This window comes from Streptomyces scopuliridis RB72, assembly GCF_000718095.1.
Lineage (GTDB): Bacteria > Actinomycetota > Actinomycetes > Streptomycetales > Streptomycetaceae > Streptomyces > Streptomyces scopuliridis.
Window position 1 is genome coordinate 21,676 of record NZ_JOEI01000020.1, and the last position, 23,906, is coordinate 45,581.

23 protein-coding genes and 1 pseudogene are annotated in these 23,906 nt (G+C 69.2%); 15 read left to right on the forward strand and 9 right to left on the reverse strand.

Annotation, left to right across the window (positions count from 1 at the left end):
• Positions 1–49 precede the first annotated feature (49 nt).
• The 4 genes from IF11_RS0125455 to IF11_RS0125470 are packed head-to-tail and all read right to left on the reverse strand — an operon-like array spanning position 50 to position 3,865.
• On the reverse strand, positions 50–703 hold the full coding sequence (locus IF11_RS0125455; RefSeq protein ID WP_051746206.1) for an RraA family protein: 654 nt from the start codon (positions 701–703) through the stop codon (positions 50–52).
• The gene (locus IF11_RS0125460) at positions 700–1,089 is read right to left on the reverse strand and encodes a RidA family protein (protein WP_030354061.1); all 390 of its coding nucleotides are present in this window, start codon (positions 1,087–1,089) and stop codon (positions 700–702) included. Before IF11_RS0125460 ends, IF11_RS0125455 begins: the two co-directional genes overlap by 4 nt.
• Complete coding sequence (locus tag IF11_RS0125465) at positions 1,086–2,444, reverse strand: MFS transporter (RefSeq protein WP_037728536.1); 1,359 nt, start codon at positions 2,442–2,444, stop codon at positions 1,086–1,088. The genes IF11_RS0125460 and IF11_RS0125465 overlap by 4 nt, the downstream gene beginning before the upstream one ends.
• Positions 2,441–3,865, reverse strand: coding sequence for a M20 family metallo-hydrolase (locus IF11_RS0125470; RefSeq protein WP_078490919.1), 1,425 nt, complete (start codon positions 3,863–3,865; stop codon positions 2,441–2,443). Before IF11_RS0125470 ends, IF11_RS0125465 begins: the two co-directional genes overlap by 4 nt.
• Positions 3,866–4,012: 147 nt before the next feature.
• Between IF11_RS0125470 and IF11_RS0125475 the strand changes: the two genes are divergently transcribed.
• Together IF11_RS0125475 and IF11_RS0125480 are read left to right on the forward strand one after the other, a co-directional pair.
• Positions 4,013–5,170, forward strand: coding sequence for a PucR family transcriptional regulator (locus IF11_RS0125475; protein WP_030354064.1), 1,158 nt, complete (start codon positions 4,013–4,015; stop codon positions 5,168–5,170).
• 70 nt (positions 5,171–5,240) lie between these two features.
• Positions 5,241–5,771, forward strand: a complete 531-nt coding sequence (locus IF11_RS0125480) for a P-loop NTPase family protein (protein WP_030354065.1) — start codon at positions 5,241–5,243, stop codon at positions 5,769–5,771.
• Between the two features lie 61 nt (positions 5,772–5,832).
• Here the strand turns inward: IF11_RS0125480 and IF11_RS0125485 are convergent, their stop codons facing one another.
• The 3 genes and pseudogenes from IF11_RS0125485 to IF11_RS0125495 all read right to left on the reverse strand — a co-directional run.
• Positions 5,833–6,576: an SDR family NAD(P)-dependent oxidoreductase gene (locus tag IF11_RS0125485; RefSeq protein WP_030354066.1), complete on the reverse strand. Its 744-nt coding sequence runs from the start codon at positions 6,574–6,576 to the stop codon at positions 5,833–5,835.
• A gap of 241 nt (positions 6,577–6,817) precedes the next feature.
• Positions 6,818–7,462 (reverse strand): LuxR C-terminal-related transcriptional regulator, encoded by a 645-nt coding sequence (locus IF11_RS0125490; RefSeq protein WP_030354067.1) that lies wholly within the window; start codon positions 7,460–7,462, stop codon positions 6,818–6,820.
• Positions 7,450–7,833, reverse strand: a pseudogene (locus tag IF11_RS0125495) (ATP-binding protein); the annotation flags it as partial. The pseudogene IF11_RS0125495 and the gene IF11_RS0125490, both read right to left, overlap by 13 nt.
• A 143-nt stretch (positions 7,834–7,976) precedes the next feature.
• Here IF11_RS0125495 and IF11_RS0125500 point away from each other — a divergent pair.
• The 11 genes from IF11_RS0125500 to IF11_RS0125550 all read left to right on the forward strand — a co-directional run bounded on the left by IF11_RS0125500 (position 7,977) and on the right by IF11_RS0125550 (position 18,466).
• Positions 7,977–8,165, forward strand: a complete 189-nt coding sequence (locus IF11_RS0125500) for a hypothetical protein (RefSeq protein ID WP_030354069.1) — start codon at positions 7,977–7,979, stop codon at positions 8,163–8,165.
• Positions 8,166–8,278: 113 nt separating this feature from the next.
• Positions 8,279–9,433 (forward strand): sensor histidine kinase, encoded by a 1,155-nt coding sequence (locus IF11_RS0125505; RefSeq protein ID WP_030354070.1) that lies wholly within the window; start codon positions 8,279–8,281, stop codon positions 9,431–9,433.
• 72 nt (positions 9,434–9,505) lie between these two features.
• Positions 9,506–10,006: a MarR family winged helix-turn-helix transcriptional regulator gene (locus IF11_RS0125510; RefSeq protein ID WP_030354071.1), complete on the forward strand. Its 501-nt coding sequence runs from the start codon at positions 9,506–9,508 to the stop codon at positions 10,004–10,006.
• A 200-nt stretch (positions 10,007–10,206) separates the two neighbouring features.
• Positions 10,207–11,418 (forward strand): cytochrome P450, encoded by a 1,212-nt coding sequence (locus IF11_RS0125515; protein ID WP_030354072.1) that lies wholly within the window; start codon positions 10,207–10,209, stop codon positions 11,416–11,418.
• On the forward strand, positions 11,412–12,065 hold the full coding sequence (locus IF11_RS0125520) for a TetR/AcrR family transcriptional regulator (protein WP_078490915.1): 654 nt from the start codon (positions 11,412–11,414) through the stop codon (positions 12,063–12,065). The genes IF11_RS0125515 and IF11_RS0125520 overlap by 7 nt, the downstream gene beginning before the upstream one ends.
• 68 nt (positions 12,066–12,133) lie before the next feature.
• Positions 12,134–12,331 (forward strand): ferredoxin, encoded by a 198-nt coding sequence (locus tag IF11_RS0125525; RefSeq protein WP_030354074.1) that lies wholly within the window; start codon positions 12,134–12,136, stop codon positions 12,329–12,331.
• A 199-nt stretch (positions 12,332–12,530) separates the two neighbouring features.
• Complete coding sequence (locus tag IF11_RS0125530) at positions 12,531–13,751, forward strand: cytochrome P450 (RefSeq protein WP_030354075.1); 1,221 nt, start codon at positions 12,531–12,533, stop codon at positions 13,749–13,751.
• 101 nt (positions 13,752–13,852) lie between these two features.
• Entirely contained in the window at positions 13,853–14,047 is a 195-nt protein-coding gene (locus IF11_RS0125535; RefSeq protein WP_030354076.1) for a ferredoxin, read from the forward strand.
• Positions 14,048–14,092: 45 nt separating this feature from the next.
• Positions 14,093–15,934, forward strand: coding sequence for a flavin-containing monooxygenase (locus IF11_RS0125540; RefSeq protein ID WP_030354077.1), 1,842 nt, complete (start codon positions 14,093–14,095; stop codon positions 15,932–15,934).
• Positions 15,935–16,046: 112 nt separating this feature from the next.
• Positions 16,047–17,642: an NHL repeat-containing protein gene (locus IF11_RS0125545; protein ID WP_420894611.1), complete on the forward strand. Its 1,596-nt coding sequence runs from the start codon at positions 16,047–16,049 to the stop codon at positions 17,640–17,642.
• Between the two features lie 65 nt (positions 17,643–17,707).
• Entirely contained in the window at positions 17,708–18,466 is a 759-nt protein-coding gene (locus IF11_RS0125550) for an SDR family NAD(P)-dependent oxidoreductase (RefSeq protein WP_037728551.1), read from the forward strand.
• Between the two features lie 315 nt (positions 18,467–18,781).
• Here the strand turns inward: IF11_RS0125550 and IF11_RS0125555 are convergent, their stop codons facing one another.
• Positions 18,782–19,498 carry a response regulator transcription factor gene (locus tag IF11_RS0125555; protein ID WP_030354080.1) on the reverse strand — a complete coding sequence of 239 codons (717 nt, stop codon included), beginning with the start codon at positions 19,496–19,498 and terminating at the stop codon, positions 18,782–18,784.
• A 225-nt stretch (positions 19,499–19,723) separates the two neighbouring features.
• Between IF11_RS0125555 and IF11_RS0125560 the strand changes: the two genes are divergently transcribed.
• A complete protein-coding gene (locus IF11_RS0125560) occupies positions 19,724–20,929 on the forward strand; it encodes a sensor histidine kinase (protein ID WP_030354081.1) in 1,206 nt (401 codons plus the stop codon).
• Positions 20,930–21,003: 74 nt separating this feature from the next.
• Here the strand turns inward: IF11_RS0125560 and IF11_RS0125565 are convergent, their stop codons facing one another.
• Complete coding sequence (locus IF11_RS0125565; protein WP_030354082.1) at positions 21,004–21,762, reverse strand: dienelactone hydrolase family protein; 759 nt, start codon at positions 21,760–21,762, stop codon at positions 21,004–21,006.
• 652 nt (positions 21,763–22,414) lie between these two features.
• On the opposite strand from IF11_RS0125565, the gene IF11_RS0125575 reads away from it, so the two are divergent.
• The gene (locus tag IF11_RS0125575) at positions 22,415–23,902 is read left to right on the forward strand and encodes an MFS transporter (RefSeq protein ID WP_030354084.1); all 1,488 of its coding nucleotides are present in this window, start codon (positions 22,415–22,417) and stop codon (positions 23,900–23,902) included.
• Positions 23,903–23,906 lie beyond the last annotated feature (4 nt).

Consider the following 23,906-nt stretch of genomic DNA (forward strand, 5'->3'; position numbering starts at 1 on the left):
GATGCGCTCGCGCCCGGTCAGAGACACCGACCGGGCGCGAGCGCGTGTCTCAGCCGAGGTGGAGCAGGGTCCGCGGATCCTCGCCGTCCGCGATCGCTCGCAGCAGCGCGGGCTCCCGTGCGTCCGTCTCCTCGGCGGCGTCCAGTACCGAGGCCAGCACCTGGGGCCGCAGTGCGATCACCCCGTTCGCATCGCCGAGAACGAGGTCGCCCGGGTCGATACGTACGCCTCCCACCTCGACGGGGACCTGACGGCGTCCGCCCTCCCCGCCCAGCCTCTTGGTGGTCAGACAGCTTGTGCCCCGGGCGTGGACGCAGATGCCGCTGCCCGGGTCGGCCAGCGCGTCGATGTCGGTGACGACCCCGTCGACGAGCACGCCCGACGCGCCGCGGGCGTGCAGCGCCGCGACGGTGACCGCGCCGATCACGGCATGGGAAGGGGCGCCACCGGCATCGATCACCAGCACGTCCGCGGGCCCGAGTTCGAGGATCGCGCGGTTGACCGCCCCGGCATCCGGTGTGTCGAGAGCGAGCGTCGACGCGATTCCGATCATGCGTCGGGGGAGTCCGAGCCGGCGGATGGCGGGGGAGACGAATCCGTCCTCAAGGAGGTGCCCCAGGGTCGGAAAGTCGATCCGGGCGAGGCGTTCGAGGAGCAGCGCCTGCCCGGCGGGCAGACCGTCTCTGCCCGATACGAGGGTCATGCGTCGCTCCCCGGGCCGGCGACCGCGATGCAGTCGATCTCCAGGGAGACGCCCCAGAGCCCCACGCACACGGTCGTTCTCGCCGGGCGGAGATCCGCGAAGAACGTCTCGTACACCTGGTTGTAGACGGCGAGTTGCTCGGGCGAGCTGAGGAAGGCGTTCAGCTTCACGATCCGGTCGAGCCCGGATCCCGCCTCGGCGAGCACGGAGGCCAGATGGGTGAGCGTCGCCCGGACCTCGTCCTCGAAAGTGCCGGTCTCCTGGCCCGGGACTGCCGGGATCTGCCCCGTCGTGAAGACGAATCCGCCGGCGGACGTGGCCTGGACGTACGGGCCGACGGCCGCGGGGACGCCAGGAGCTGTCTCGTAACGCCGGACCGGGGTCATGCGGTCACCTCGATCCGCGGGTTGCCGGCGGAGGTGGCGGTGCCGACCTCGTCGAGACTGCCGATGCGCGTCTCGGAGAGCAGGAAGAGGGACAGGAGGGAGAGCAGGGCGGCACCGAGGATGTACCACGCGATGGAGGAACTGTCGCCAGTGGCCGACAGCAGTGTGACCGTGATCGCGGGCGTGGCGGCGGATCCGAGGAGTCCGGAGAGCATGTAGCTGATGGACAGGCCCGAGTAGCGGACGCGGGCACCGAAGAGCTCGGCGAGGAAGGTCGCGATCGGCCCGTAGTTCGCGGAGAACGCGAGCGTCATCAGTCCATAGGCGACGAAGAGGAGCGGGCCGGAGCCGGTGTCGAGGATCCAGAAGAAGGGGAAGGCCAGCGCTGCTTCCGCGGCGATACCGGCGTAGATGATCGGCTTGCGGCCGAAGCGGTCGGAGAGCCGGCCGAACACCGGAATGGCGACGAAGGCGATGGCACAGGAGGCCATGACCGTCCACAGCATCAGATTCTTCGAATGCCCGAGCTCCTGGGTTCCGTAGCTCACGCCGGAAGCCACCATGAGCGTGAACGTCGACCCTGTGGAGAGCGTCGCGATGCCGCCGAGCAGAACCTGCCGCCAGTACTGGCGCATCAGGACGAAGAAGGGAATCTTGGCCTTCGTCCCTTCCTGCTGGACCGCCTTGAAGCTTTCCGTCTCCTCGATGTGGAGCCGAATGTAGATGCCCACACCGACCAGGGCGGCGGACAGCAGGAACGGAATGCGCCAGCCCCAGGAGAGCAGCGCCTCGGCGCTCATGCTGGAGGCCACGATCAGGAAGGCGCTGTTGGCGAGCAGGGTCCCGATCGGCACACCGATCTGCACCATCGAGCCGAAGAACCCGCGCCGGGCCGGCGGCGCGTGCTCGACGGTCATGAGCACCGCCCCTCCCCACTCGCCGCCGAGCGCCAGCCCCTGGACGACACGGAGTCCGAGCAGAATGAGGGGGGCGGCGATACCGATCGTCCCGTAGTCCGGCACCAGCCCGATCGCGAAGGTCGCCACGCCCATCGTCGTCAGCGAAACGAGAAGCATCGACTTACGGCCGAGCCGGTCACCGAAATGTCCGAAGAGAATGGCGCCCACCATACGGGCCAGATAGGCGGAGGCGAACGTGAGGAACGAGAGGATCGTGCCTACGGCGCCGTCCAGTTGAGGAAAGAAGATCTTTCCGAAGACGAGGGCCGACGCGGTGCCGAAGAGAAAGAGGTCGTACCACTCGACGGTGGTTCCGATCACGCTCGCGACGGAAATCCTGCGCATCTTCGCGGCATCAAGTCCGCTGTCCGTCGATATCGCGGTGCGAGATGTCATGACTGTTCTCCGTTCCGGGAACCGGTTACCGAGGGGGCGTCGGCGGTGCGGGCCAGCGCGCCGGACATCAGCCGGCCGAGGACCTCGGTGAGCAGATCGGTGCCCGCGCAGACGTCCCGGTCGTGTGTGTACTCGCCCTCGTTGTGCGAGATGCCCTCGACGCTCGGCACGAAGAGCATGACCGAGGGGGCGACGTCCTTCATGTTGACCGAGTCGTGGCCCGCGACGGTCATGACGTTCTCATGGCTCAGTCCCAGCTCGGCCGCCGCCCGAGCGGCGAGTTCGACCCCGGCGGCATGGAACGGCGCGACGCCCCAGCCGTGTGTCTGGACCTGCTCGACGGCGACCGAGGCGCGCTCCTCGATCCCGGGGATCGACTCGGCCAGCCTCTTCGCCGCCTCGTCGAGGAGAGCCTCGTCGGGCGAGCGCAGATCGACATGCAGGCGAACCTCGCGGGCCACCACCACAGGGGAGTTGGGCAGGACGGTCATCTCGCTCACCGAGGTGTGCAACGGGATGTCCGCGCTCTGCTCGGCCAGTTCACGGACGGCCACGACCAGGAGAGCGGCACCGAGGAGAGCGTCCCGGCGGTCCGCCATGATCGTCGAGCCGGTGTGGGACTGCTCGCCGCGTACCACGACCTGGTATTTGCGCGCCGCCCAGGTGGAGTCGACCAGTCCGATCGTGGTCCCCCCGTTCTCCAGACCGCGGCCCTGCTCGATATGGATCTCGGCGTACGCGGCCACGTCGGGGCCTTCGTAATCACCGATGGTCCCGATCTCGCGGAGCGCGGAGCGCACGGTGGTGCCCGCGGGGTCGGTCGTCGCGAGTGCGGTGTCGGCCGACAGCTTCCCGGTGAAGACCGAGCTGCCCATCATGCTGGGCTTGAACCGCGAGCCCTCCTCGTTGAACCAGTTCACGACGGCCACGTTGTAGCGCGGGCCGCTGTCCGGGTCCGTCCAGTGCCGGACGGCCCGGTACGCGGCGTGAGCCGAGGCGAGGACGCCATAGGCACCGTCGTAACGCCCGCCGAGCGGCTGGCTGTCGAGGTGCGAGCCGCTCAGGACGTACGGCGCCCCCGGGGTGAGGGTGTAGATGCCGAACTGATTGCCGACGTGGTCGTAGCGCACCTCGAACCCGCGGCCGGCGAGCCACTCGTGGAGCCAGGCGCGCTGCTCGCCGTCGGCGGCGCTGGCGGCCTGGCGCTCGACCCCGCCACCGGGTGTCGCTCCGAAGTCCGAGAGCGTGGCGAAGTCGGCCAGGAAGGCCCTGTCGTTCGCGTTCGGGGTGAAGGCCGGACCGGGGGAGTGGGTGGGTTTGCTCACGATGGTGTCCTTCTCCGCGACGGCCGCACGGCGCGCGACCGAGCGGTCCGGGGACGGCGGGTCGGCGGAGGTGACGGGCGTGACGGTGTCGCTCATGGTGAACTCCGGGGGAAGACGGGCCGGACGCTGGCTGACGTCCATTCGACCCGGGGCCGGATACGTGGAACATTGCCGTCCGGTGCTGATATCAGCAAGATGCTTGTGCACACGCACAACCTCCGAGGCTTTGCCAGGGAGCTATGGATGAGAAATCTGGCAGCCCGTACGCGGGACTCCCTGCCGCGCTGGCGGGAGCTGGTCAGCTCTCTCGCGCTGGACGTGGACGCCCTGGCCGAGACATTCCTGACCAGGCTGGACGACGCCCGCGTCTACCAGTCGGGGCTCGTCCCCGACGAACATCTGCGCACGTCGGCCCGTGACTCGCTCGCCCTGATCCTCCGGGCGCTCGCCACCGACTCGACCACGACACGGCTCAGCGAGCTGCCCAGCGAACTCGGGCGGCTACGGGCCCGCCAAGGCGTGCGGGGTGAGGATCTCGTCGCCGCGGTACGGCTCGACTTCGGGGTCGTATGGTCCGCGATGCTCGGCGAGGCCCGGGCCGAGGACATGGCCGTACTGGCGCTGCACGCCGAGAACCTATGGCGGGTGGTGGACGACTACGCCCGCGCCGTCCAGCAGTCCTACCTGGAGGAACGGGCCCTCATGGCCGCCGCCACACGCGACGAGCAGCTCACCTATCTCGCGGAACTGCTCGGGCCGGCGGGTCGCTCACCTCGGGACGTACGGAACATCGCCCGGGCCCTGGGCGTCGGGGCCGATGACACCTTCCGTGTGGTCGTGGCCGACGCGACCGCCTCCCACGACGCTCACCGGGCGGCCGCACAGATCAGCGCGCTCGGCGAGCGGCTCTTCGTGCTCAACCAGCCGGGACGGGTCGTTCTCGTCTGGCCGGCTGCCGCATCAGGCCGGCAGCACGACCTGCAACTGCGACAGCTGCGGGGGATGGCGGGCGGCATGGTCCCCGACGTCAAGGGCCTCGGAGCCGTTCCCGCGGCGGCGGCGACGGCGTACGAGATCTGCCGGACCCTGCGGCCGGACGACACGGGTCTGGTCACGCTCGCGCAGGCGTGGACCCGCGTCACCAAGAGCCGGCTCGACGAACAGCACGGCTTCTCGACCGCGCTGCTCAGCGGGCTCGACGCGCTGCCTCGGGCGGAACAGGACGTGATCGTGCAGACGGTCCGCGCCTACCTGGCCACGGGCGGCCTGACGGCGAGCGCCGAGCGGCTGTACTGCCACCGCAACACGGTGCTGAACCGCCTGGGACGATTCGAGAAGCTCACCGGCCTCGATATCACCATCCCGGAGCAGGCCGCGATCGCGCTCGTCGCACTCGCCTAGACAGGGCCTTCAGGAGCCCAGGCCAAAATGGCATGCCATGACGGTCCGGGCTCTGCCAGGCTGACAAGCCATGACTGCTTTCGAACTGTTGCTCATCGGTGGTGGGGCGGGTGTCGGGAAGACGACTGTCGCATGGGAGGTGTCCGCCGCGTTGCGGGGGAAGGGAACGGCGCACTGCCTCATCGAGGGGGACTACATGGACCAAATCCATCCGGCCCCCGACGATGACCCCCACCGCACGGCGATCACGGAACGGAACATCGCCGCAGTCTGGTCGAACTACGCCGCTCTCGGTCAGCACCGCCTGATCTACACCAACACGGTGAGCATCCTGGAAGGGACGATGATCGGCCGGGCCATGGGCGACGGCAAGATCAGAACCACCTGCGTCCTCCTCACGGCCGGGGAAGCCACCGTGAGGGAGCGGCTCGCCGGGCGGGAGATCGGGTCCCAGCTTGCCGCTCACATCGAGCGGAGCCTGCGTATGGCACGGCATCTGGACGATGAGGCTCCGGTGGGCACCGTCCGTATCCCGACGGACGGCCGGTCGGTTCAGGACATCGCCGTACACGTGCTCCAGGCAGCCGCTTGGCAGAGGTGAGGGCGACACAGGAACGGGTTTGTCCGCGACCGCACAGTCCATCCTCTCGGAGCGGGCAGGTTCAGATGGCGGTGCGGCCGCCGTCGACGGCGATGGTCGCGCCGGTGATGTAGCCGGCCTTCGGCGAGGCGAGGAAGGCAACGACCTCGGCGATCTCGGCGGGCTCGGCCGCGCGCTTCATCGCGGTGGTCTCGGCGATCGCGTCGAACAGGTCGCGGGCCTCGGGGCGGGTGTAGACCTGACCGGGGGCCACGGTGTTGAAGCGGACGCCGCGGCCGCTGTACTCGGCCGTCCAGGCTTGCGTCAGGGAGGCCAGCGCGGCCTTGGTCGCGCCGTACGCGGCGCCGTTGGCCAGGCCGAGGCTGCCGGCCATGCTGCCCATGTTGATCACGCTGCCCGATCCCTTCGCCGCCATCGCCGGGGCGAACGCCGCCACGAGGAAGAACGCCGCGCGGACGTTGCCGGCGAACATCGCGTCGTAGTCGGAGACCTTGATCTCCTCGGTCGGCGCCCAGACGGCATGGCCGGCGTTGTTGACCAGAACGTCGATCTCGCCGACCTCCGAGGCGAGCCGGTCGATACCGGCCGTGTCCTCAAGGTCCGCCTCGACGAAGCGGGCGTGGCCGCCGGCCGCGGCGATCTCATTGACGGTCTCGGCGCCGCGCCGGGCGTTGCGGCCGGACACGACAACGGACATTCCGTCGGCGGCCAGCCGCTTGGCAACCGCCCGGCCGATGCCGGACGTGGCCCCCGTGACCAGGGCCGTAATGGGGTGCAGGTCGAGATTCTCGTGCTCCACAGACATGGGATGCACCTTTCGGAATTGTTATCCAGGCCGGTCTGTCTGGTAACACTTCCAATCTAGACAGACCAGCCTGGAAAAGGGTGCTCTCACCCCGGGAACGCGGCGCGGCAGCGCGGGCGCGGCTGCCGGCCGCCGCCGAGGCAACGCGGTACAGCGCCTTCGGCAAAAAGGGCGGCCCACCCCGGTCGCGCCCCGGGGCCGGGGCATCCCGTCCGGCCCCGGCCGAACCGCGGTCGTACCCCTACGAGTTGTTCAAGTAAGCCAGCACCGCCAGCACCCTCCGATGCCCACTGTTGGTGGGTGGCAGCCCCAGCTTCAGAAACACGTTGCCGATGTGCTTGCTGACCGAGCGTTCCGTGATGACGAGGGTCTCGGCAATGGTCGTGTTGTCATGGCCCTCGGCCATCAGCTGAAGGACCTCGCGCTCGCGCGGGGTCAGCGATTCGAGGGGTGAGTCCCGGCGGCGGGTGAGGAGTTCGGTCACCACTTCGGGGTCGAGTGCCGTGCCGCCGGCGGCGACCCGGTCCAGTGCGTTCAGGAATTCGTCCACCCGGCCCACCCGGTCCTTGAGCAGATAGCCGACTCCGCTCGCGCCGCCGCCGAGCAGCTCGGCCGCGTAGGTCTCCTCGACGTACTGGGAGAGCACGAGCACCGGCAGTCCGGGGATCTTCGCGCGCGCTTCGAGCGCCGCACGCAGGCCCTCGTCGCGGAAGCCGGGCGGCATCCGGACGTCGAGGACGGCGGCGTCCGGGCGGTGGGTGAGCAGCGCGGGCAGTACCTCGGGCCCGCTGCCCACAACGGCCACGACGTCGTGCCCGACCGAGGTGAGCAGCAGTACGAGTCCCTCCCGCAACAGGGCATTGTCCTCGGCGATCACCACACGCACGGCAGCTCCACTTCGATTACGGTCGGCCCCCCGGCGGGGCTGGTCACGGCGAGGATTCCGTCGAGCGCGCCGGCGCGCCGCGGCATCCCGGACAGTCCCGAGCCGCCTCCCTCGTCGGCGCCGCCGTTTCCCTCATCGCGGACGGAGACCGTCAGCCCGCCGGGAGTGCGGGCGAGCCGGACCTCGGCCCGGTCGGATCCGCTGTGCTTCGCCACGTTCGTCAGCGCCTCGGCCGCCACGAAGTACGCTGCGGCCTCGACCGCGGCCGGAGCCCGAGGCCCGCTCTTCGTACCGTCCTCCAAGCCGACCACGGTAACAGTGATGTTGAGCCCGGTACTCGCCGCGAGTGCTCTTACGGCCTCGGCGAGACCCCATCACCGACGCGGGCGGGCCACCCTGCGGACGGTGTAGCCCACTACACCGTCGTTCGGGAGTGCGCTCCCTCGCAGCGGCGAGTGGGCGGCGGCATCGTTGATTCCGGAAGATCACTGCCCGCCCCCGGAAGGAAATACCTATGAAGTCGCTGCTCTCCTCACGGCCGGTCCTCTGGTTCCTGTTCCTGTTCAACCTCGTCGTCGCCGCGGCCGCCCCCTTCGTCGTCGACGGCTCACAGGGCGTCGTGACCAGCGTCGGCATGGGTGTCGTCTCGCTCGGAGCGGGCATCAGCCTTCTCCGGGACCGTGGGCAGAGGCAGCAGGCTTGACCGACTTTCCTTCTCCCCCGTCCGGCACACCCTCCGGTGGTGTAGGCGGCTACACCACCGGAGGGGGGTCCGCTCGCCTGTCGGCCGGTTTCGGCCCGCCTACCGTGGTGGGCATGTGGAAAACGGTGCGGCAGGCGGCGCGGGCCACGGCTCAGCTGACCAAGGCCGCGGTTCTGGCACTCGGCTCGTACATCTTCATCACGGTGCTGCTGTTCACCGCCGCCGCCACGGTGGCGGTGGTGGGCGCCGCGTTGCTGCCCGAAACGGTGCTGCTGGTACGCCGGATCGCCGGCGTCAAACGCCGCCAAGCAGCCGTCTGGACGGGGAGGGAAATACCGGAGGCGTATCTGCCCCTGACCGGCCCACTGCGTGAGCGGTTGCGCACCACCGTCCGTGACCCCGGCACACTGAGGGACCTTCGCTGGATGGTCGCCTACTACGGCTACGGCTGGCTCGTCTGCCTGGTGCTGCCGCTGTGGCCGGTGGGCCTGGTCGTCGACGGAGTGCGGTGCGGACTGATGGGCCGCGAGGCGGTCGTCCTCCCGCTGATCAGCCGGCTCGCCGACCTCGACGCCCGGTGGTCGCGGTTCCTTCTCAAGCCCTCGCCGAAGGCACTGCTCGCCGAGCGCGTCGAGGAACTGACCGAGACCAGGGCGGGAGCGGTCGCGGCGCACGGGGCCGAGCTGCGCCGTATCGAGCGGGACCTGCACGACGGTACGCAGGCGCGGCTGGTGGCGCTCTCCATGCGGATCGGGCTGGCGAAACGGGCGTACGACCATGATCCGGAGGGTTCGCGCAGACTCCTGGACGATGCCCAGGACCAGGCCGAGGAGGCGCTGACGGAGCTGCGGCACGTCGTCCGGGGCATTCATCCGCCGATCCTCACCGACCGGGGACTCGCGGGAGCGGTGCGGGCGCTGGCGGCGAGCAGTGGGCTCGAAGTGACCGTGCTCGTGGACGGTCCGGTGGACGACGGCCCGCGGGCACCGGCGGCAGTCGAGGCGGCCGTCTATTTCGTTGTGGCCGAGGCGCTGACGAACGCCGCAAAGCACAGCGGATCCCCGCGGGCGTCGGTCCAGCTCGACCGCGTCAGCGCCGGGGTGAGGGCCGTCGTATGGGACGAGGGCTTGGGTGGCGCGGACGAGGCGGGCGGCTCCGGACTGCTGGGGATACGCCGCAGGGTCGCCGCGCTGGACGGCATCGTGACCGTGACCAGCCCCGTCGGGGGGCCGACCATGATCGCCGTGGAACTGCCCTGCGTGTGGTGATCGCCGAGGCCGACGCACTGCTCGGGGAAGCACCGGATTGCTTGCGTCAGGCAAGTTTTGTAAGCTGGTGGCATGTCGAAGACCCCAGCGGCCCCTGCCTCGTCGACGGACGTGGGCGAGATCGCCAGCGCTCTCGATCGCGTCGCGTATTTGACCGGTCGGGCCCGGCAGCATGAGCGCCTCATGGCGCTGGCCGGGGTCGAGCTGGATCGTGCCGCCGCGGCGCTTCTGCAGCGGATCGCCGAGAGTGAACCTTTGCGGTCGGGGGAACTGGCGGCTCGGATGTCGGTGGAGGCGTCGCACATCACCCGGCAGGTGCAGCAGATGGAGAAGGCGGGTTATGTGACCCGTGTTCCCGACCCGGATGACCGGCGCGCTCAGCGTGTTCAGCTCACGGCGGCTGGTCAGGAGGCGGTCGACCGGATACGGGAGGCGAGCCGGCGGGGCATGCAGATGGCCCTGGCGGACTGGACGCCCGAAGAGCTGCATCAGCTCGCCACGCTCTTCCATCGCATGGTGGACGACTTCGTCGCCCGTGCCGAAGAGGATGTCGCGCTCTCGCCCCGTGCCTGACGGCAGAGCCGGCTCGTGTGATGTCGCGCCGCCGGGCGTCCGGAGGTGTGCTTCCGCTCGTCCGAGGTGAAGGGCTGAGCGCCACTCAAACCTCCGCATGGTGTGTGCTCGGCACATGGCTGATTCTTAATTCAATTGCTTGACTTACGTCACTGACCTGGCTTCACTGATCATGTACGCCAGTGAGGGAAGGGGCCGCGGTGAACCAGGAAAACCTCGTGCCGCTGCGCTATCCACTGTCGGCGAAGGGCGCGCTGGAGCCGCCCGCCGAGTGGGCTGAGCTGCGGGAGCGGTGTCCGGTGGCGCGCGTGAGACTGCCCAGCGGCGACGAAGCGTCTCTGCTGACCCGCTACGACGACGTGAAGATGGTCCTGTCCGATCCACGGTGCACGCGTCGGCTGGACGCGGAGGACGCCGCCCGCATCTCGGAGAGCGAGTCGGGCGGAGTGTTCAACGCCCCGATGGCAACCGCCCTCTACAGCGCCGGTCAGCAGCGGTGGCGCATGATGCTGACCAAGTGGTTCACGGCCAAACGTGTGAACGCCCTGAAGCCGGGGATCGTCGCGATGACCGACCGGCTGGTCGACGAGATGATCGAGTCCGGCCATCCGGCGGACATCAAGGCGCGCGTGGGATTCCCGCTGCCGGTCTGGGTCATCTGCGACCTGCTCGGCGTACCCGACACGGACCGGGACAGGTTCGCCCGCTGGTCCGACATGATGCTGAACCTCACCCGCTACGGGCAGACCGAAATCGACGCCGCGGAGGCGGAGTTCGGTGCCTACTTGACCGCGCACCTCGATATGAAACGCGCCGATCCGGGTGAGGACCTGCTCAGTTCGCTGCTCACCGCGACCGACGCCGACGGCGCGGGGCTCACCGACATCCAGCTCGTGGCCACCGGTCAGGCGCTTCTGGTCGCCGGACATGAGACGACCGCCAACATGATCGGCAAGATGCTGGCCATGCTGCTGTCCGAGCGGCGGCGGTGGGAACGGCTGGTCGCCGACCCCTCGCTGGTGCGTACGGCAGTGGAAGAGGCCCTGCGTTTCGATGCCAACCCCGGGTTTGGAATGCCGCGCTATGTGGAGCAGAACATCGAGGTCGCCGAGACGCTACTGCCCCGCGGCACCACGGTGGTGTGCAGCATGGCCGCCGCCAACCGGGACGAGAACACCTTCGCCGGCGCCGACGAGATGACCCTTGACCGCAGTCCGAACCCCCACCTGGCGTTCGGATCGGGCCCGCACTCCTGCCTGGGTCAGTCACTGGCCCGTACCGAGCTTCAGACCGTGCTCGAAGTCCTGCTCCGCCGTCTGCCCACCCTGGAACTCGCCGTGCCGGCGGAGGAACTGCGCAGGGTGGAAGGGCTGGTCGTCGGCGGCCTGCGCGAGCTCCCGGTGAGGTGGTGACGGTGGCCGCCAGAGCTCGCTCCCACCGGGCCGACTCGACCAAGGAAACGATACTCGGCGTGGCTGAGCGCCTGTTCGCGGAACACGGGGTGATCGCCGTCTCCAACCGGCAGATCAGTGAGGCCGCGGGACAGGGCAACAACGCCGCCGTCGGCTACCACTTCGGCACCAAGACGGACCTGGTCCTGGCGATCGTCCGCAAACGCGCCGAGAGGATGGCCGAGCTGCGGGATCGGATGCTGGAGGAGACCGGCGACTCCACCGAGGTGCGGGACTGGGTGGCCTGTCTGGTCCGACCCGCCGCCGAGCACCTGGCCGAGCTGGGCAGCCCCACCTGGTACGGGCGGTTCGGGGCTCAGGTGATGTCCGACCCCGTGCTGCGTGAACTCATGATCGACGAGACGTTCGGGCCATCCCTGGAGCGGACCATCGACGGACTGAACCGGTGTCTGCCCGACCTGCCGCTCCCCGTAAGGATCGAACGGGGCGAGATGGCCCGCCTCCTGTTGGTCCACACGCTCGCCGAACGCGAGCGTGCCCTCGCCGATGGCACCCTCGCCGCCCGGAGCAGTTGGCAGACCCACGCCAACGGGGTCATCGACGCGATCACCGGATTGTGGCTCGCCCCCATCACTCCCGGCCAGTAATCCCGCTCGTTGTCCGGAGCCCCGCACCATCTGCGGGCCCCCACGCCCCGTGACAGAGGAGACAACCCATGAAAGTGACCGTCGACGAGGACAAGTGCTGCGGCGCCGGCCAATGCGTTCTGCTCGCGCCCGAAGTCTTCGACCAGCGCGACGACGACGGCATCGTCGTCCTGCTGGACGCCGAACCCCGCGAGCCGCTCCAAGCGTCGGTGCGCGAAGCCGCCGATGTGTGTCCGGCAGCCGCCATCAGGCTCAGCACGCCGTAGACGCCCACACCCAAGCCCACACCCACACCCAAGCCCACCGGCCTCGCGGCCGGGCGGGCGGATCCGGCATCGCCGGAACCACATGCACGCCGTGCCGTCGACCCACGTCATATGCGCCGCCGTCGTCGGGGGACTTCGCGATTCGGCCCTACGCACCTCACTTGAGTGGGCACCGCGAGCACGCACACGAAAGGACGTCATGACAGAGACACTGTCCTCGGACGAACCGCAGGCCGGGATTCCCGAGTACCCGATGCGCCGCGCGCAGGGGTGCCCCTTCGACCCACCCCCCACCCTGCGGGACGAGCAGGAGAAAGGACCGCTCACGAAGGTCCGCCTGTGGGACGGCAGCCGGCCATGGCTGGTCACCCGCTACGCCGAGCAGCGGGCGCTGCTGGCCGACCCGCGGGTCAGCGCCGACATCACGCGCCCCGGATATCCCAGCCAGTCCAGCAGCAGAAGCAACAGCATCGGCTTCATCCTCATGGATGACCCCGAGCACGCCCGGCTGCGCCGCATGGTCACCGCCCCCTTCACGATCAAGCGGACGGAGGCGCTCCGGCCGAGGGTGCAGCAGATCGTGGACGACCTCATCGACGACATGCTCGCCGGCCCCAATCCGGTGGACCTGGTCGAGAGCTTCGCCCTGCCGGTGCCCTCCCTCGTCATCTGCGACCTGCTCGGCGTGCCGTACGCCGACCACGATTTCTTCCAGGACAACAGCAAGACGATCATCAACCGCGACTCCACGGATGAGCAGCGCGCCGGCGCCCTCGGACGTCTCGCCGAATATCTGGACCGTCTCGTGGGGGAGAAGCTCGACCGTCCCTCGGAAGACCTGCTCTCCCAGCTGGCCGCGCGCGTCGGCGCGGGAGAGCTGCCGCGCGGCGAGGCGGCCCGGATCGGTGTGCTGCTGCTCATCGCCGGCCATGAGACGACCGCGAACATGATCGCCCTCGGGACACTGGCGCTCCTTCAGCATCCGGAGCAACTGACCGCGCTGCGCGAGACGCAGGACCCGAAGCTCGTCGCGGGAGCCGTGGAGGAACTGCTGCGCTACCTGCACATCACGCACAGCGGCCGGCGCCGGGTGGCGCTGGAGGACATCGAGATCGCCGGACAGGTCATCCGCGCCGGCGACGGCCTGATCCTGCCCAACGACATCGGCAACCGCGATCCGCGGGCCTTCTCCGACCCCGACCGACTGGACATCCACCGCGACGCCCGTCACCACGTGGCGTTCGGCTTCGGCGTCCACCAGTGCCTGGGACAGCCGCTGGCCCGGATGGAACTCCAGGTCGTCTACAGCACGCTCTACCGCCGCATGCCGACCCTGAGGCTCGCAGGCGCACTCGAAGACATCCCCTTCAAGCACGACGGTTCCGTGTACGGCGTGTACGAACTCCCTGTCGCTTGGTAGTCGTGCGCGCCGGCGCACTCCGAGCCCGTCGGCCCGCAACCGAACTCCACCCCCAACTGCAACCCCAACTCCCGCTGTTCTCCCGATGTGAGAGAAGCATCATGAAAGTCATCCTCGACCAGGACAAATGCGTTGCCTCCGGTCAGTGCGTCATGGCCGCCCCCGAAGTCTTCGACCAGCGCGACGAGGACGGCGTCGCCATCCTCCTCAACGACTCTCCCTCCGAGGCTGGGACGGAAGACGTCCAGCACGCCGCGTCGGTCTGCCCGGCTCTCGCCATCCGGCTGAGCGCGTAAGGGCTGTCCCAGAACCCGAGATCCCCAGAGAGAAAGCGGCAACGCATGTCCACCCCCCACATCCCGTCCGGCACCTCGCCCGACCCCACCCCTCCAGACCAGCGGGAACCGGGCTTCGACCCGGAGGCGCTGCGCGCCCGGTACCGCGCCGAGCGCGACCGAAGGATCCGCCCCGACGGCAGCAAGCAATACCGGCGCGTCGACGGCGAGTTCGGCTACTACGCCGATGACCCCTACACGGATCGGACGGCCGACCGCGATCCGCTGCACGACCGGGTCGAGGTGCTGGTCATCGGGGGAGGGTTCGGCGGTCTGCTCGCCGGAGCACGCCTGCGCCAGGCCGGCGTCGAGTCGATCAGGATCATCGAGAAGGCCGGGGACTTCGGTGGGACCTGGTACTGGAACCGGTATCCGGGCATCCACTGCGACATCGAGTCGTACATCTATATGCCCCTGCTCGAAGAGGTCGGCTACATCCCGAAATGGAAGTACGCGCCAGGAGAGGAGATACGCCGGCACGCGCGGGCGATAGGGCACCACTTCGATCTCTACCGCGACGCACGCTTCCAGACTCAGGTGACCGGACTCCGCTGGGACGAGGCTGCGTTGGAGTGGCTTGTCACCACGGATCGCGGGGACCACATGCGCGCGCGCCATGTGGTGATATCCAGCGGAACGCTCAGCCAGGCGAAACTCCCCGGCATCCCCGGGATCGAGACCTTCAAGGGACACACGTTCCACACGAGCCGCTGGGACTACGCCTACACCGGCGGTGACGCGGACGGGAACCTGCACCAGCTCGCCGACAAGCGGGTGGCACTCATCGGCACCGGCGCGACCGCCATCCAGTGTGTACCGCATCTCGGAGCCGATGCCCGGCACCTCTACGTGTTCCAGCGCACGCCCTCCTCGGTCGACGCGCGCGGCAACCGCCCGACGGACCCGGAGTTGGCCGAGTCGCTGACTCCCGGCTGGCAGCGGCGCCGCAGGGACAACTTCCTCACGCTCGTCACCGGAGGCAGGGTGGACGAGGACCTGGTGTCCGACGGCTGGACTTCCAGCGCCCGGCTGCAGCAGAAGCTCATCCCGAGCGGCGCCTACGCGGATGTCCCGGCCGACGAGCGTGAACGCCTCTACGAGATCGCCGACTTCCAGAAGATGAACGAGATCCGGGCCCGGGTGGACACCATCGTGGAGGATCCCGCCACGGCCGAGAAGCTCAAGCCCTGGTACCGCTACATGTGCAAGCGGCCCACGTTCAGTGACTCGTACCTCCAGACGTTCAACCGGCCCAACGTGACACTCGTCGATACGGCCGACAGCCACGGCGTCGAGCGGATCACGGAGAACTCCGTCGTTGTCGGCGGAATCGAGTACGAAGTCGACTGCATCATCTTCGCGACCGGTTTCGAGGTCGGCGTATCAGGGACGATGTCCGGACAGCTCCCGGTGTACGGCCGGGGTGGCGTCACCCTGACGGAGGCATGGCGAAGCGGCCCGAAGACGCTCCACGGCTTCTACAGCCACGGCTTCCCGAACCTCTTCCAGCTCGGCCCGCTGCAGAACGCCAGTGCCGTCAACTTCGTGCACGTCCTCGACGAACAGGCGGTCCATGTCGCCGAGGTCATCGCGGAGGCCCGCAAGCGCGATGCCCGCTACGTCGAGCCGACCGAGCAGGCCGAGGCCGCCTGGGTGGCCACGATCCGTCAGAAGGCGGCTGACCTGTACACGTTCCAGGCTGAGTGCACCCCCGGCTACTACAACAACGAGGGCAGGCCCAGGGAGCGGAGCGAGTCGTACGGCGACGGCCCGGTCGCCTTCCACGCGCTGCTCAAGCGCTGGCGGGAGGACGGCGGCATGAGCGATGTCGTCGTCGGTGCCGAGTGAGGGGCGGCGCGGGACAGTGAGCGAGACCGAGACGGTTCGGCCCAGCCGGTTCGACGAGACCGGCCGTCGCCGGGCTGCCACGAGCAGCCGTTGGGCGGCCCGGAGGCTCAACATGCCGACCCCGCTGTGGGGTTCGAACGGTGTGGCCTTCGGGCCCGACGGAAGGCTGTACGCGGCCCAGTTCCTCGCCGGGCAGATCAGCGCCGTCGACCCCACCACTGGGGACGTGGAGGTGGTGGTCCCGATGGACGGTCCCGTCCAGTCGCCGGACGACCTCGCCTTCGGCCCGGACGGTTCGATGTACATCGCCGACCTGGTCCCCGGCAGGGTGTGGCGCCGTAGCCCACAGGGCGCGTACACCCTGGTTTCCGATCAGGTGAAGGTGCCCAACGGCATCACTTGCGTCGGCGACCGGCTCTTCGTCAACGAGATGAAGATGAACGGACGTCTGATGGAGCTGTTCCCGGACGGCCGGGACCCGGTGGTGCTGACCGAGGGACTGGCCCTCGGCAACGCGATGCAGGTCGGCCCGGACGGCTGTCTGTACTACCCGCACATGATGACCAACCAGGTCTGGCGCATCCCTGTCGACGGCGGTGTACCGGAGGTCGTCGCGGAGGAGGTGCACGAACCGGTCGCCGTGCGCTTCGACCGGGGCGGCACCATGCTCGTCCTGTCGCGCGGTGTGGCCGGCATCGTGACCCGAATCGACCTCCACGGGACCGGATCCCGGTCGGTCGTCACCAGCGGCGTCGTCGGGCTCGACAACGCGGCGTTCGACGCGGAGAACCGGATGTTCGTCTCCAGCTTCGCCGAAGGCGGAGTGACGGAGATGTACCCCGACGGCAGGACCCGGGAGATCGTGCCCGGAGGCTTCGACGGCCCGTACGGGGTGACGATCGACCTCGGCGGCACGGTGTACGCGGCCGACCACTACCGTCTCGCGAGCCCCGAGAACTCCGGCGAGGGCGAAGGCGAGGGTGAGGGTGAGGGCGAGCCGGGCCACGGCCCGGACGGGGCACAGCCGGGCGGTGTGACGACGCACGATCTGCTGATCTTCTGCCACGGCATCACCGCCGACAACGGACTCCTGCACCTCACTTCGCAATACGGCAACGTTCAGACGTACGACCCGGAGCGCAGAACAACGCGGGTACGAGCCACCGGGCTCGACCAGCCCCTGGGCATCGCCGTCGGGACGGACGGCACACTGATCATCGCCGAGGCGGGAGCCGGCCGGGTCCTGGCCATCGACGAGACGGACACCATCTCCGTGCTCGCCGAAGGACTCGAACACCCCGTGGACGTCGCCCTCGACGCCGAACAGCGCTGCTACGTCAGTGACGACCGGCTCGGGGCGGTGCTCCGGATCGACGACAGTGGGACGGTGGCCGTCGCGGAGCAACTCGGCGCGCCCCAGGGACTGGCGGTCCTGGGCGCTGAACTGTTCACGGTGGAAACCGAGCACCGGCGACTGCGAGCGGTCTCCCTCACCACGGGGGAGACACGGATCGATGCCGAGGACCTGGCGGTCGGGCCGCCGCCGGGCGTGACCCAGCGCACCGAACCCGCGCTGTTCACCCATGGCATGCCCGGCTCGCCGCGCCTGTTCGCGGGCCTCGCCGCCGCCCCGGACGGTTCGCTTCTCCTCTCGGCCAACGGCGAGGGGACGGTAGTGAGGCTGTCCCCGTCCGCCGGCGACAGATGACGCCCCACACAGCACCACCACACAGCACCACCGCACACAACGAAATCGAGGAGATCGCCATGAGCATGAGCGGCCTGGACGGCGGGAGCGTGGTCGTCACCGGAGCTGGTTCCGGCATCGGGAAGGCCACCGCGCTGCTGTTCGCACGCGAGGGTGCCCGGGTACTGATAGCCGACCTCAACTCCGAGGGCGCCAAAGCGGTCGCCGAAGAGATCCGGGCGACGGGGGGCACGGCCGTCACGGTGGTCGGTGACCTGAGCGAGCAGACAGTGGCGGACGAGGTGGTGGCGACGGCCGTCGAGTCCTTCGGGAGCCTGGACGTTCTGGTCAACAACGCGGGGATCATGGACCGGATGGCCGCCACCGCCGACGTCACCGACGCGGACTGGGAGCGCCAGCTGCGCGTCAACCTCACCGCGCCGTTCCTGCTGACCCGCGCAGCCCTCCCTCATATGCTGGCGGCGGGCAAGGGCGCGATCGTCAACACCGCATCAGCGGGCGGCATTCGGGGCGCGGCCGCCGGAACCGCCTACACCGTGGCCAAGCACGGCATCGTCGGTCTGACCAGGTCCACCGCGATCATGTACCGGGACAAGGGCATCCGCACCAACGCCGTTGCCCCGGGCGGCACCGCCACCGCTATCGTCGTCGACGCCGACCCCGCAGGCCACGGCCCCGCGGTCGTCGGCGGCTACATGGGCAACATCGGCCGCATCGCCCAGCCCGAGGAGCAGGCCGCCGCCATCGTCTTCCTCGCCTCGGACGCCGCCAGCAACATCAACGGCGTCATCCTGCCTGTCGACAACGGCTGGTCGGCCGTCTGACCGACCCGGCGGGGGAGGGGACGCGGGAGAGACGGGGTGCCTGAACGGGGACCTGTTGTCCCCGGGCCCGGCGGCGGAGGGTTCCGGCCGCCGGGCCCGGGACCGCGCCCTTCCCCGTCCCCACGGATTGGGCGCGGCGGGACCGCCTCCGCTGGGAGCGGCCCCGGTCTGCGTACCCACGGATGGTGTCGGCGCCGTGGGTTTCGGTTTTCGGTGACCGGACGGGTCAGGTCCGGTGTCGGATGTCGTGGCCGGCGGCGCTGAGGGCGGTGAGCGACGGGCGGGAACCAGTGGCGAGCACCGCCCATGGGAGTCTCAGAGACCTGGGCAGCCGAGCCAGTATCCGAATCCCCGGCGGGTGTGGATCAGCGCGGACTCTTCCCGATCCACCTTGTTCCTCAGCCGGGAGACGAGCTTCTCGATCGCGTGGTCGGCGCGGAATTCACCCCAGACGTGCCGGCTGATCTGCTCCTTCGACAACACATGCTCGGCGTTGGCCAGCAGATGGCGCAGCAGCCGGTACTCGGCGGGGGTGAGGCCGAGCGGTCTGGGCCCGCGTCGGGCTCGGCAGGTCGCGTCGTCCAGGACCAGCTCGCCGTAGCATGCCTTCCCTTCGTGCCGCTCGGGAGTCCGGCCGCGCAGCAGTACGTGGACCCTGGCCAGGACTTCGGCGATCCGGACGGGCTTGATGACGTAGTCCTCGGTCCCGGGGGACAGTTCGGGAGCGAGGCTATGGAGGGAGTCGCACGTGGTGAGGAAGAGCAGCGGGGGACGGTCCGCCGCTGCCATGCGGCGGCCCCGGGCGAACTCCTCCTGGTCCGGCAGTGTGGCGTCCCAGACCACCACATCGAAACGGTGCTGGGTGAGCCGCATCATCCCCTCGGTGGCGGTGCCCGCCATAAGGACCTGATAGCCCGCCAACTCCAGTGTGGTGTCGAGTAGTTCGGTGATGCCGGGATCGGCGGTGACGACCAGGACGTGCTTCCTGTCGCCGCAGGACGGCGACGGTTCTTCACCGAGGTTCCTGTGCATGACAAGGCCATTCGTATAGGACTTACGCTGTGAGACGCTCGTACTGCCGCGGGCTCGGGCGGCCGGACGCGTGGGATATTCCGCTCGGTCAAGTCAGAGTTTTGAAGTGTTGCCCGACTCGACTACTGTACAGATGATTGCCTAACTTAAGCAAGCGTGTTTGGGTGGCCGTAAGTGTGTTGGGGGATCCACGACGGTCGCATCATCGAACAGGAACCACGGTCCATGATCAAAAGATTGCAGCAGCAGCTGCGCGACCACCCCCGCATCGTCGATGTGGCCGTCGCCGTCGTGTTCTGTGCCTGCTCGTTTCCCGGTAGCGCGGTGCCGCTTCCCGGCCGTGACCTGGGGGTTCCGTGGTGGCCCGGGGTGCTGCTTGGCGTCATCTCCAGCACCGCCTTGTTGTGGCGCCACGGCCGCCCCCGTACCACCGCCGTGGTGACAGGCGTGTGCGCGATAGCCATGACGGCGCTCGGCTACATCCTCACGGTCCTGCTGCTGGGGCCGCTCATGGTCGCGCTCTACGCGCTGGCCGTCCGTACCGACCGGCGCACCGCGAACGGCTTCGCTTTCACCGGCATCGCACTGCTGCTGGTTACAGCACTGATCGCCGGCCCCACCGATGAGCCCCTGGTCCTCAAGCTGATGGGGCCCGTCTTCTGGCTGCTGCTGCCCACCTCCCTCGGCACCGCGACCCGGCTTCGCGCGGCCGTTCTGGAGGCGGTGCAAGCCCGCGCTGAGCACGCGGAACGAACCCGGGAAGAAGATGCGCGGCGCCGCGTCACCGAGGAGCGCCTGCGCATCGCCCGGGAACTGCACGACGTCGTCGCCCATCACCTCGTCCTGGCCAAGATCCAGGCCGGTGTCGTCGCGCGTTCCCTGCGCAGCCGGCCCGCGGAGGCCGAGAGGATCGTCACCGAACTCGCGGGCACCACCTCATCGGCCCTGCGTGAACTCAGGGCCGCCGTCGGCTTGCTGCGCCACACCGACGATCAGGAGTGGCCCCTGGATCCTGTTCCCGGGCTCGCTCAACTCCCCGAGCTGATCGCCTCGTTCAAGACCGCCGGACTCACGGTGACCGTCACCGGCGCGGGAGAGCCGCGGCCGCTGTCCGCCGGGGCGGATCTGGCGGCGTACCGCATCGTGCAGGAGGCGCTCACCAACGTCACCAAGCACGCGGCCAGCCGCTCGGCCGCGGTGCGGCTGGCCTACTCCCGCGACCGGCTGGGTGTCACCATCACCAACGAGGGAGGCGTGACACCGCCCTCTTCCCCGGCCTCCGGCAGCGGCTACGGCCTCGTCGGCATGCGCGAGCGCGCTCTGTCCGTCGGCGGCCGCCTCCGCGCGGGCCGACGCGCTCAAGGAGGTTTCGAAGTCGTCGCCGAACTGCCGCTGCACCCCAGCACTCCTGACGAGGCGGCAGCCACATGACTCTCCGCGTCACCTTCCACGGCGGCGCGAACGGCGGGTCGGCACGACTGACCGTCGAGGAACCTACTGACGGATCAGAGGTTGCGGCCCAGGAGTTCCAGCAGGGCCGTCCAGTGGCGTTCCGTCGCTTCGGCGCTGTACATGGCGGTGTCGGCCTGGGTGAAGCCGTGGTGGGCGCCGGTGTAGACCTCGGCGCGGTGCCGCACGCCCGCCGCTGTGAGGGCCTTGTCGAGGCGGTCGATCTGTTCCGGGGGCAGGGTGGCGTCCTGGTCGGCGTGGCCGAAGTAGAGCTCGGCGGTGATGCGGCCGGCGAGCAGGTGAGGGCTGTCCGGCGCGTCGCTCGCGAGGTACGCGCCGTGGAAGCCCGCCGCGGCGGCCACCCGGTCCGGGTAGCTGCCGGCGGTGCGCAGGGCCAGGCCGGCGCCCATGCAGTAGCCGGTGATGCCGACCGGGCCGCCGGTGGTCAGGGGAGAGGCGGCCAGCCAGTCGAGGTAGGTGCCGGCGTCCCGCATGGCCGCCTCGGGGGTGAGCGTCTCCATGGCCGGGCGGATGCTCTGGATGATCTCCGGGCGCTCGGCCGGGTTGATGAACTCGGGAAGCTCCACCACGGGCGCCCGCCCGTAGCGGTAGACGACGTTGGGGACCAGGACCGTATAGCTGGCCGAGGCGAGTCGGTCGGCCATCTTCTTCAGGTGCGGGCGCAGTCCGAAGGCATCCATGTAGAAGAGGACGGCGGGGTGCGGGGCGCTGTCGTCGGGGTGGGCCAGATAGGCGTCGGCGGTTCCGTCCTGGGTGGGGATGTCTACGGACGAGCCGTGCACAGCGGCGGTCATCGTTGTCTCACTTCGTGGTGGGGGTGGATACGGAGAGCAGGTGTGTCCTGGCCGAGCGCGTCAAGGAACTGACCGGAGGCTGAGTCTCGGTCAGGGTCCAAGGTCTCCGTTTCAGCGGGAGAGAGGCGTTCGGGTCTCCACCTGTGCCCCTCAAGCCCGACTGTGATTTCTCACGTCTCACATGAAACTCAGTGGCACGTTAGTTACTGAGGCGCACTCCTGCAAATCAGGGCCATGGGGTGGTTGGGATCGCGGGGTGAGCGGAACAGCGCGTACGAACACACGGGATATCGCCCGGGCCGCCGTCCGGGCCGAACTGGCCCAGGTGGCCTTCGACCTGTTCCGCCGTGAAGGCTTCTCGGAGCGGCACGGCCGGCGCCCCGCCCTGGCCTGGGCCCGCGCCGAACGCGACGGCTCGTCGGGGCCCGCGACCGTCGGCCGGATGGTACGCGCCGACGTCGCCCTGGACTGTCTGAGTATCGCGCCCGCCACGCAGCGCTGCCGAGTCCTGCCTCGGAAGAGCTCGCCGGTGATGCCCGCGGAACCCGTCATCGGGAACAGGACGATCACCCGACAAGATTTGATTAAGTCAATCAAGGGATTTATGCTTGCGTGAGTCAAGCACATCCGATCACCCTGACGGGGGCCCTCCATGTCCGACACCGTTGCCCACTCCGCCGACGCCCGGGGCTCCGCCCCGCCGAGGTCGAACGCCGTAGTGGCAGTGCTGGCCCTGGCCGGAATCGTTGTCTCGCTGATGCAGACCCTGGTCATTCCGATCGTCCCCGAACTGCCCAAGTTCCTTGACGCCTCTGCCTCCGACGCCGCCTGGGCCGTCACCGCCACCCTGCTCGCCGCCGCCGTCGCCACCCCGGTCGCCGGGCGTCTCGGTGACATGTACGGCAAGCGCCGCATGCTGCTGGTCAGCCTGGCCCTGCTGGTGGCCGGTTCGGTCGTCTGCGCGCTGAGCGAGTCCTTGATCCCCATGATCGTCGGACGGGCGCTGCAGGGCCTGGCGGCCGCCGTCGTCCCTCTCGGCATCAGCATCATGCGTGATGAGCTGCCCACCGAAAGGCTGGCCGGATCGACCGCGCTGATGAGCGCCTCGCTCGGTGTGGGCGGTGCCCTCGGCCTGCCGTCGGCCGCCTTCATCGCCGACAACTTCGACTGGCACGTTCTGTTCTGGACCTCGGCCGCCCTCGGCGTCGTCGCTGCCGTACTTGTCACGATGCTGGTGCCCGAGTCCAAGGTGCGCACCGGCGGACGTTTCGATCTGACCGGCTCCCTCGGCATGGCGGCCGGCCTGGTGTCCCTGCTGCTGGGCATCTCCAAGGGCGGCGACTGGGGCTGGACCAGCGGCACCACACTCGGGCTGTTCGCCTTCGCGGTCGTCGTCCTGCTGGCGTGGGGCGTCTTCGAGCTGCGCACCGCGCAGCCGCTGGTGGACCTGCGTACCACCGCGCGCCGCCAGGTGCTCTTCACCAACCTCGCTTCGATCGCGTTCGGCTTCTCGATGTTTGCCATGTCCCTGGTCCTCCCGCAGCTGCTTCAGCTGCCCGAGGCCACCGGCTACGGTCTGGGCCGGTCGATGCTGACCGTCGGCCTGGTCCTGGCCCCGCAAGGCTTGGTGATGATGGCGATGGCCCCGCTGTCCGCTGCCATCTCCAAGTCCAAGGGCCCGAAGGTCACCCTGATGCTCGGCGCCGTCATCGTCGCCGCCGGCTACAGCCTCAATATCGCGCTGATGTCAGAGGTCTGGCACCTCGTCATGGTCTCCTGCGTCATCGGCGCCGGCGTCGGCTTCGCGTACGGCGCGATGCCCGCACTCATCATGGGCGCCGTGCCCGCGTCGGAGACGGCCGCCGCCAACAGTCTCAACGCCCTGATGCGATCCATCGGTACATCGATCGCCAGCGCCATCGCCGGTGTCGTTCTCGCCCAGATGACCATCAGCTTCGGTACCGCCGCCCTGCCCTCCGAAAGCGGCTTCAAGGTGGTCATGGCCATCGGTGCCGGCGCGGCCGTCCTCGCCTTCGTCCTCGCCGCGTTCCTCCCGCGCCACCGCCCCGGCGTCGTGGCGGCGGCGCCGGCGGCCTCCGGACGGGCCGAGCCGGCGGAGGTCACAGGTGTCACGTCGTAGGCGG